Genomic DNA, 9,968 nt, shown 5'->3' on the forward strand with positions numbered 1-9,968 from the left:
TTAACGAATAAGGACCGAAAAATGGACAACATTGACCTATCAATGTGGCGAAGCGCAAACCTCTGGCTGGTGCCAGTGCTTTATCTAAGCTTTGCGCTACTGGCTCGATTGGCCGCCTTGGGCAACGAGCGCTGTTGGACGTTGGCCAAATTATTAGGGCTGGCTGGCTTGTCTTTAGCCGCTCTGGCATTAGCGCAGACCGTATTGTTCGGGGCAAAAACGGTGATGTTGCCCGGCGCTGTGCAACTGGGAACGTGGGGCGCGATCACCTTCCATGCGCGGGCTGACTTAATTGGTAATTTGTTTATGGTCATGGTCAATCTGATTGGCTGGATCATTATCGGATTTTCGCAGCGCTATTTATCCGGCGAAGCCGGTCAGCGGCGTTACGTGATTAGCTTGTTGGTAACGTTGGCGGCGGTCAATGTGGTCGTCATTTCCAACAATATGATTGTGCTGGCGCTGGCGTGGGTGTTGACTAGCATCGCGCTGCATTCCTTGCTAACGTTTTATCCGCTACGCACCCAAGCGATTTTTGCCGCGCACAAGAAATTCATCGTCAGTCGCATTGCCGATGTATGTTTGTTTATCGCCATCGGAATCATCGCTCATCAAACCGGTAGCTTAGAACTCGATCAAATCGCCGCCACCATCAGTGCGCTGCCAGCGCTAAATCGCGATCTGCAAATTGCGGCCGTTTTACTCGCCTTAACCGCCGCGCTCAAATGCGCGCAATTACCGTTTCATGGTTGGCTCATTCAAGTGATGGAAGCGCCGACTCCGGTATCGGCTTTGCTGCATGCAGGCGTGGTTAATTTAGGCGGCTTTCTGCTAATCCGCTTTAGTTTCTTAATGGTCGCCAGCGCGCCCGCGCAACTGCTGCTGGTTTTTATCGGTGCGATCACCGCCGTGTGCGCCGCCTTGGTGATGATGACCCGCATTAGTATTAAGGTCTCGTTGGCATGGTCCACCTGCGCGCAAATGGGCTTTATGTTGATGCAATGCGGATTAGGCGTGTACGAATTGGCAGCCCTGCATTTATTGGCACATTCGCTTTACAAGGCTTACGCATTCCTCAACTCCGGCAGCACCAATGCGCGGCTTAATTTAAAGGCAGGCCAACCCGATTCACTCGGTTTGGGCAATCGGCTACTGTCAGGGTGCGCTGGATTAATGATCGTGTTTGCGCTGTTTTACTTGATTCATCCGAGCACATCGATTGCGCAACCGCTGTTTGCCTTTGCCGTGATTATCGCGCTGGCTTTGGCTCCGCTGCTGTCGTTTAACCTTAGTCGTGATTCGATTCTCAATAATTTTAAATTTGTCGGCTACGCCGCCGCCTTGGTGCTGGTGTATCTCGCCCTTCATCAGGTGTTTGCCGATCATTTAGGTGTCAGCGTCACCGATCACGCGGGTTGGATGACGTTGCGAGTTGGCGTGGTGGTGGCCTTGTTTGTTGGGCTGCACTTGCTGCAAAGCGTGGTACTAGAAAAAACCTACCGCCCACTGTTTGAGCGCCTTTATCCGATGTTTTTTGGTGGCTTTTATCTGGATGATTTATTCACCCGCTTAACCTTTTGGATTTGGCCAGCTCCACTTAAAAATGGCACCCATCAACCGTCATCGCGGCCATCGCGTTCTGTGTAGGAGTTACTTTGAATTCTTTATCTCAACTATCCCAAGCCGAGTTGCCCGCCGCAATTGCGGCCAGCATAGAGCAAGCGCAAAGCAGGATTGCGCCGACTTGGCCACTGGACCAATTTATCGCGGTGAATCCTTATTGGGGTTGGTCAGACAGCAGTTTTTCTGAGGTGGCAAAGCAGCTTTGGAAACTCGCTAACGCGCCGCTCACCCTGCAATCAGAATACTTTCGAGAGCAATGGAATAGCGGTCAATTTAGCCAACGTGATTTAAAGGCTGCGATTGATTTCTCTGGCGAACAAATTCCAGTCAGCACGCTAGAAAAAGCGTTGCACCATAACCGCGATCTGCCCGTCGCAGCCATCCTAATCACCAAGCTCGCTGACGGGCAACGCAATCTATCGCACGCAATGCCGTGGCAACAGTTTGTGAAGCATCAAATCAGCCAACATTGCGCGGCTTATTTCGATAAAAATCAAGCCAAATGGCATCCAGATCAAACAATCACCTTATACGAATCATGGCGTCAAAACACATCCTTTGACTGGGGCCCCTTGCTGCAAATGGGAATCAAACGTTTTGAGCGCAACATCCAACAATTGCCCAGCGACGCAGTCGAATTAATCCAACTAGTGTTACCGCAACTCGGCCTCAAACCAGAACATTGGTCACACTATTTAACCGCTTTACTGATCGATGTTAACGGTTGGGCGGCGTGGTGCTCGTACGTGAAATGGCAAGCTAATTTGGAGCAACAAGACAGCGACCAAATCGTGCAGTTACTGGCGATTCGCTTGGCCTGGGAATGGGTGTTGTTAGAGCAATATCCAACGCTGCGCGATCAACTCAGCGCAACTTGGGAAAACTTCGACGCCAACGATGCATCGATTAACGCCCAATGCCAAATCCAGCAATTACTATTGCACGCGCTAGAACATGCTTATCAACAAAAATTAGCCCACGATTTATTGCAACCGAAGTCGCTCGCAACTGCCACTCCCGATGTGCAGGCCGTGTTTTGTATCGACGTGCGCTCAGAAGTGTATCGTCGTGCATTAGAAGCTCATCATCCTAGTTTGGAAACACTGGGCTTTGCGGGATTCTTCGGCTTACCAATTTCCTATCGCGAACGCGGCAGCGCCTTAGTCCAACCGCAGCTACCCGGATTACTAGCGCCAAAATATTGGGTCAGCGAATTATCGAGCGCATCGGAGACCATTACCGAGCAAACTTTGCACGATAAAAAGCGCTGGCAAAACGTGCGTCAACATGCCAGTTCCGCCTTCACTTTTGTTGAGACACTGGGCTTGAGCTACGGCGCAAAGTTAATTCGCAGCGCCTTGATCAAACAGCCGCACAACAAAGCGCAACGCGATCAAAGTCAACCGGAACCCGCCTTAGCCCTGTACACCGACTCATCGTTGCGCGAACCGGTCGGCCTGCACGAACAAGCCCAGCTAGCCAAACAGATTCTGATCGCAATGGGAATTTCCAAGCGCTTTTCCAAGTTAATGTTATTGGCCGGACATGGCGCAGCCTGCAGCAATAATCCGCACGCCGCCAGCCTAGATTGCGGCGCGTGTGGTGGTCAAAACGGTGCGATCAATGTGCGCCTGTTGGCGGGATTATTGAATAACGCTGAACTGCGCAAGGTGCTGCATGATGAGGGGATTGAAATTCCCGCTGAAACATGGTTTGTCGCTGCGCTGCACAACACGACCAACGATCAGGTGCAACTGTATAACGTCGAACAAGTTCCCGCGTCCCATGCATTAGCGTTAGAGCAACTTCAAGCCGCGCTGACCAAAGCGTCCGAACAAAGCCGCATCGAACGCGCCAGCGCCTTGGGTATCGCTCCAACCAATACCGAACAAGCCTTTAACCTACGCACCATGGATTGGGCGCAAATTCGACCAGAATGGGGCTTGGCCAATAATGCTGCCTTTATCGTCGCACCGCGCCAACGCAGTGCTGGACTAGATTTACAGGGGCGCGCATTTCTGCATAACTACGCATGGGAAAATGATACCGAATTCGCCATTCTAGAATTAATCATGACCGCGCCGATGATCGTCACCAACTGGATCAATATGCAATATTACGCCTCCAGCGTCGATCCAGATCGGTACGGCAGCGGCAGCAAAATCCTGCACAACGTGGTGGGAGAACGGATAGGCGTATTTGAAGGCAACGGCGGTGACTTACGGATTGGACTGCCTTGGCAATCGGTACATAATGGCGACCATTTGATGCACACGCCGTTACGCCTGTCGGTGATGATCGAAGCGCCACAAACTGCCATTGACGCCATCATCCAAAAACATGCGAGCGTAAAAAATCTAGTTGAAAACGGCTGGCTACATTTATTCCAAATTAATGCAGCGTCCAACACGATTTATTTCTATAATCAACAACGCTGGACACTCTTTGCAGAACATGCCTTACCCAACTAATCCGCAATGGACAACATTACACTTCTAACTAAACACCATAAAGCGGCTGTGCTTGAGACAGCATTGGCCGAAAGCGGATTTACGCTAACAACCATCGACGCGTTCGATACCGACCAACTCGGCACCTTTACCGGCGAGCAGCAACGCACTAAAAGCCAATTAAATACCGCACTACAAAAAGCCCAACTCGGCGCGCAATTGGGCAATACGCGCTATGGATTGGGCAGCGAAGGCAGTTTTGGCCCCGATCCATTTATCGGCATGACGCCTTGGAATATTGAAGTCTTAGCTTGGTGGGATGCGCAAACCGAACATGCGGTGTATGCCATGATTCAGGGACCAGAAACCAACTACAGCCAAAAGTCAGTAAGCAGCATCGACGAGGCTAAACAGTTTCTGGCGCAAGTAAAATTCCCCGAACACGGCATCATTATCGGCACCAACAACGACAGTTATTTCAACAAAGATGTCCAAACCCTTGAGATGGCTTTGGAGATTCTGCAACCCTTGCTGGCGGTGGCACCGGTTTGGTTGGAAACCGATATGCGCGCGCACCGCAATCCGACCCGCATGCGCATGATAGGAAAATGCGCGTTGAAATTAGCCCACAATTTAAAATGTTTATGCCCGATGTGTACCCAACGTGGCTTTGTCGCCAGCGCCCAAATCCCCGGCGCTATTTGTGAATCCTGTGGCGCTGAAACCCGCTACCCGCGCGCTGAATTGTTATCTTGCTCGGCCTGCGGGCATAAAGAAGAGCGCCTTCTAAATAGCTTTGCGCCCGCCAACCGCTGTGATTTTTGCAATCCTTAATGAAGCGCTCGATGCATTTTTAGTGGCCGTCCTAACGCAGCAGCGCGCCTATTGCCTTGCTTGATTCGCTCCGCGACATTCGCGGAATAATTCGTTACCGCAGACAGCGCAGTAATAGCTATAAAAACAAACCTCGTCGTGCACGCGATTATTCAATACACCGAAACTCGCCTCCAACGCTGTTTGCTTTTGCATCTCTGGGCGGAGTTTATTGGATGCGCAAAAGTAGCAGGACGGACGATTGCGGTCTGGGCTGGGATGCTTTTTTATATACTGTTCACGTGATTCTTTGCGTTGCAGCCATTCGCTCCATTCTTTGGCATCTTCTTTAATTTGTCGCACCCGCAGCCAATTCGCAATAGGGTAATAGGTGATGAATAGCAGAATCACCATGCCTAGCATTGCAAGATTACTTAACCAATCACTATCTAAATCCATTACACGTTCCCACTAATTCAGTTTAAAAAATCTCAATTGGTACCTGGTGTTCTGCGCGCTTCCGGGCTAGTCTTTGCCGGAGTTAATCGCCCCACTTCTGCAAATACGTTTTATAACTCTGATACCACGAATCAGAACCAAAGCCGCCTTCGCTTTGATGCGTAACCGAAATCGGCCAGGTGCCGATGCGTAGCTTCTTCCTCCGTGCAGCGCGGCAAAAATCCAGATCGTAAAAATGAAAGGCAAAGCGCGGGTCGAAGTACAGCTCTGTTTCCGCCAAGCGCCGATTGGACGCTGCGATGAATAAGCCATCGATCAATTCGCATTCCGCGTCCGACGCACCCAAGCGCGTGATAATGCCGTTTGGCGCCATGCCGTGTGCGATAGAGCCGGATAAAAATTCGATTTGATCGCGTCGAATTTGGCCGGTTTTGGCATCCTGCACAAAGCACCACGCGGGCTGATTTTTGACCCGCCTTTTATTGCCCGCCAAACCGACGACATCGTATTTTTTAAGTCCATCGATTAAACGATCTACCCAAAAAATATCGTCCAACCAAATATCGTCATGGATGAAGAGCGAAATATCCGATTGCGCTTGTTGAGCACGCTGTTCGATGTGTTGGTTATAAATGGTTGGCAAGCCTAGGCTGTTTTCATAGGCGATGTGGGTGACCAAGCGGCTATCATCGGCAAAGCGAGCCAGCGATTGCCCGAGCGCCGATTTGCGCCAGAAATCCACCTCGGCATAACGGGTGGCACTGATTAGGTCGATTACCATGTTTGGCTCCTGAATAAACTTTATGGATTGGCCCAACTGATCTGGTAATTGTTTTTGTTAAATTCATCGACTATCCACTGTTCGCCATACACCAGCCCGACTTGCTCAGGTCGCAATCCATAATCAATTTGCTTTAAGGTTAGGTCGCGTATTTTGCGCAGGCGGCTGTGATGCCCGAATATGTTGGAAATGATGTCTGGCGTATGAAACGCGGGGATAGCATGTTCAATCGAGAACTCGCGCGCGACACCAAGATTGGGCAAACGTAAGCCGCAATCTTCTAAATCGCGCCTTACGGTGAGGCACAACCAGACATCTTCCAACACCATCTCGCCCTGCCAATGCAAAGCAAACGGTGGGCCTGGGCACACGCCGGGAACCGGGATTTTAAATTCCAGGCCGAGCTTACGTGGCGCTTCGAGCAAGCGTTTGCTGCGCAAACTAAAGCCGCCGTTGTAGATGTTTTCAACCCGACATTCGGGATTATTTAAATAAGGCAACCACTCGAAGCCATAGCGATACGAACTTTGTCCGGCGTGCGTCACGCGCGCTAAATGCACTGGTGCGCCGAGGTAATCGTAATCAAAAAACTCGTCTCGCCAATTACTACCGTTGAGCACCCAGCCGTCGTTTTGCACGACCAAGACGAATTCGGTGCGGATAAATTCACCCAGCGCGTACAACATAAATAGTGAATATTCCAAATAACCAAATGGCTTGACCGCAATATGCATTATGTCGCTGGGCAAATGTGTTGGTCGCGCTGGGCTCATTAACAAACCCCGGCTACCTGGCAAGCTGCGCATGCTTTGTTCAATCGCCAATAAAGCCCCGTCGGCTAATGATTGCAAGCCAGTGACGCTGACCACGGTAATTTTGGTGAAATCGCTCATCGCTGCTCCGCATACGCTAACGACTCGTGCCACATTTCTTGCAAGCCCTCTTGCATGCTGACTTTGGGTAGCCAACCTGAGCAACTGAGCAAGCGACCAAAGTTGAGCACATTGGCGGCCACGTCAAATTTGCGTTCTGCCTCATGCTGGATTTGGATAGAAAATCCTGCATCGCTGGCCAGCGGTCGAATCAAATCGATGATGTCTAAATTTGACCGACCTACGCCGCTGCCGATGTTATAGACCTCGCCATTTTGCCCCGATTGCAAGGCCGCTAAAATGCCGCTGGCGACATCGCGCACATGGACATAATCACGCACCGTTCCCTGCTCACCATAAATCGTGACGGATTTTCGTCGCAAAATATTGCCCATCGCGGTAGCGATAAAGCCTTGTCCAACAAACGGTTGCTGCCCTTTGCCATAAGCGTTAGCAGGTCGCACAATCACCACCGGCAAGCTGTGCAAGCGGCAGTACATCAGCGCGTAGCGTTCTATCGTGAGCTTGGTAATGCCGTAGGGCGAAACCGGTTCGGTATCGCTGTTTTCTGAGATCGGGAGATGCGTCATATGTCCATAAACCGTGCCACCCGATGAGACCACGACCAAGCGGCGCAACTGAGCATAATTTCTAAGCTCTTCCATGAGCGCGACTACTCGCGGCAAGTTGGATTGCAAGTCAAACATGGGATCAATGAAGCTGGTCTTGGGCACTGTGGCATAGGCTAAATCGATCACTTCATCGCATTCGCTCAACACTTTTCTAAGCGAAGCAATATCGGCGGCATCAATGGCGCGGTAGTTCAAGCGTGGATAAGGCATAGTAGAAATCGGTTTGCGCCCAACGGCGATCACGTCACGACCAGATGCGCTCAAGCTCTCACATAGATGGTGTCCGATAAAACCCGCGCCTCCGATAACGCAACACAACATAATCGTTACCCTCCGCTAGTTAGGCGATTGCCACGTGCAATGCGGCTTTGGCTAATTGGTCGTGGTAGAGCTGTTCTACCGCAAGACCAAACAGCTCTTCTCGACCGGTAAATAAACGCTGCAAGGCTTGATGAGCATTAAATTCGGTGCGAATTGCTAGTCGTTCTTGGTGGTTATTGATGAGTCGCAGCGCGGCGGCAATGTATTCTTCATTGCTGCGTGTGACCAACCAGCTAGGCATATTGAGGCGGGTAAATAAACCTTCATCGATATGCTCATGCGGCTCGCGTCCCGATTTGCAGATGCCGATGAGACCGACCGAAACCATGTCAACAATCCCGTTCATATTCCCGAATGGGAAAGGATTAATATACAAATCGCATTGCGCTAAACGCTCCAGATACGTGGCGTAATTTTGATGTTGATTAACAGTGGCAAAGTCGCCCAAATAGCGTCTGACAACATGCTCAACTTGCGGCCACATCAAACCCTGCGCTTGACCAATAAAGAATTGAAAATGAATCGGTGTTGGTGAGTTATCAGCGATGATGCGGCAGGTTTGTAGAAACTCCGGATTGAGTTTCATGATCGTCGCCGCCATCGCAATTTGCACGATATCAGGATTTGCTCGCAGCGGCGCTTGGTTTAATTCTTCAGGTGCACCTACCGATGGAATGAAGGGAAAGGCATCATTGGGTAGCGCCAACACCTTTTCGGAAAAACACGCTTCATCCCCGACGAAATCTTCATCAATCGCAAAATAATCCATCTGCGCTGCAAACGTGCTGGCCGAATGTCCTAGAGTAGTAATCTGGATTGGCGCAACCCGCAAATTAGCCAGATACATGGTTGTTTGGAACATACCAACGCTGGGCATATAGAGGATTTGCGCTGCGCGGGTGCGCGCTGTGTTGTGGACTTGTTTTAGAAAGCTTTGAATGCCGCCACTAAAATCCAATTCGATAAATTCATTAAACACCTCGCGCCCCGCATCGTCGGTTGTGTTCATCGCACCCATGCCAATGAGGTAGAACTGGTCGCGCATCTTGCGTATTGCCTTGGACAAAACGCGATACACCGAGTGGTTGGCGCTAAACCATTCCACCACGACGAGCATCACCGGCTTTTCGCCCGCTGCTGAGGCGCGCAATGGCGTATTGACGTCGCGTATTTTCCAGTCGTGTTGAATTTTTCGACGCAATAAGGTGTTGATGGAACGCTTGATATTGTGCTTACCGTGATAGCCCGAATAACTGCAATGCATGTACACATCGTGCAAAATACCGGCGGGTAAATCATCGACATCGCTGATTTCCTCTAGGCGCCCAGGCAACCAACGTAGTAAGGCTTCACGCTTACCAAAGGCGGCTGGGCTGCCGACAAAGCGCGGTGACATGAGGGATAAAAATAAATTAGCGGCTAACTTTTTGTTGCCATTCCAAATCGCATCGACGTCGATATCGATCTCCGATTCGGGTGAATAGAGCGCGCAGAATTTGGGGAAATTTTTATTCGATAACTGCAAGGTCGTTAGCTCATGCCCTGTTTGATTAAATGAGCGCAGAACGTGATCGGCATTAATAAATGGACTAACGGCAAACACTGTCGATAGCCATCGATGCCAATGCATGATCATCCTAAAGCCATTATCGGAGAAGCCAAATTCAGGATCAGAAAATAAGGTGGAAGCCGCAGCGGCAATGCGCGTTAAGACATGTAAATCGACCGTGTCGGGCGTGAGTTGCATAGCGATCAGCGCGCTAGCTTTGAACTCCGTATTGAGCACGGCGTAATTACCGTCCAATATTTGTAACAAATTGAACAGCTCACGCGCGGCCAACTCACTTTGGCGCGAATAAGCTAGGTGCTCAAAACGCTCTAGATTAAATTCCATATTCCGGTTCCTGTTCTATGTCGGTAACTTGCGATAAATAAGCGCTACCCCGCCGCGCGCCGATTGAGCGTCGCTTGCGCAGATTGCGCCGTTCTAATGCGGCGCAATCTGCGTAGCGTAGTG

General features: G+C 50.5%; 8 protein-coding genes. 3 read left to right on the plus strand and 5 right to left on the minus strand.

Translation table 11 applies throughout. From position 1 onward, the window contains the following. Positions 1–21: 21 nt before the first annotated feature. From E2I14_RS14285 to E2I14_RS14295, 3 genes are read left to right on the plus strand one after another with little or no spacing between them, the layout of a single operon-like run. On the plus strand, positions 22–1,647 hold the full coding sequence (locus E2I14_RS14285; protein WP_206105649.1) for an NADH-quinone oxidoreductase subunit L: 1,626 nt from the start codon (positions 22–24) through the stop codon (positions 1,645–1,647). 8 nt (positions 1,648–1,655) lie between these two features. Further along, positions 1,656–4,094: a YbcC family protein gene (locus E2I14_RS14290; protein ID WP_165967843.1), complete on the plus strand. Its 2,439-nt coding sequence runs from the start codon at positions 1,656–1,658 to the stop codon at positions 4,092–4,094. Positions 4,095–4,100: 6 nt separating this feature from the next. Further along, positions 4,101–4,907 (plus strand): DUF6671 family protein, encoded by an 807-nt coding sequence (locus E2I14_RS14295; protein WP_133329706.1) that lies wholly within the window; start codon positions 4,101–4,103, stop codon positions 4,905–4,907. 48 nt (positions 4,908–4,955) lie between these two features. On the opposite strand, the gene E2I14_RS14300 is transcribed toward E2I14_RS14295, so the two are convergent. The 5 genes from E2I14_RS14300 to E2I14_RS14320 form a co-directional block, all read right to left on the minus strand. Then, positions 4,956–5,345 (minus strand): hypothetical protein, encoded by a 390-nt coding sequence (locus E2I14_RS14300; protein WP_133329707.1) that lies wholly within the window; start codon positions 5,343–5,345, stop codon positions 4,956–4,958. An 82-nt stretch (positions 5,346–5,427) separates the two neighbouring features. Further along, complete coding sequence (locus E2I14_RS14305; RefSeq protein WP_133329709.1) at positions 5,428–6,126, minus strand: glycosyltransferase; 699 nt, start codon at positions 6,124–6,126, stop codon at positions 5,428–5,430. Positions 6,127–6,146: 20 nt separating this feature from the next. Next, positions 6,147–7,019 (minus strand): DUF5672 family protein, encoded by an 873-nt coding sequence (locus tag E2I14_RS14310; protein WP_133329711.1) that lies wholly within the window; start codon positions 7,017–7,019, stop codon positions 6,147–6,149. Beyond that, positions 7,016–7,951, minus strand: a complete 936-nt coding sequence (locus E2I14_RS14315; protein ID WP_133329713.1) for an NAD-dependent epimerase/dehydratase family protein — start codon at positions 7,949–7,951, stop codon at positions 7,016–7,018. Before E2I14_RS14315 ends, E2I14_RS14310 begins: the two co-directional genes overlap by 4 nt. A 19-nt stretch (positions 7,952–7,970) precedes the next feature. Beyond that, positions 7,971–9,845 carry a peptide transporter gene (locus E2I14_RS14320; protein ID WP_165967844.1) on the minus strand — a complete coding sequence of 625 codons (1,875 nt, stop codon included), beginning with the start codon at positions 9,843–9,845 and terminating at the stop codon, positions 7,971–7,973. Positions 9,846–9,968 lie beyond the last annotated feature (123 nt).

The sequence above is a fragment of the Sapientia aquatica genome, from assembly GCF_004358105.1.
GTDB classification, from domain to species: domain Bacteria; phylum Pseudomonadota; class Gammaproteobacteria; order Burkholderiales; family Burkholderiaceae_D; genus Solimicrobium; species Solimicrobium aquaticum.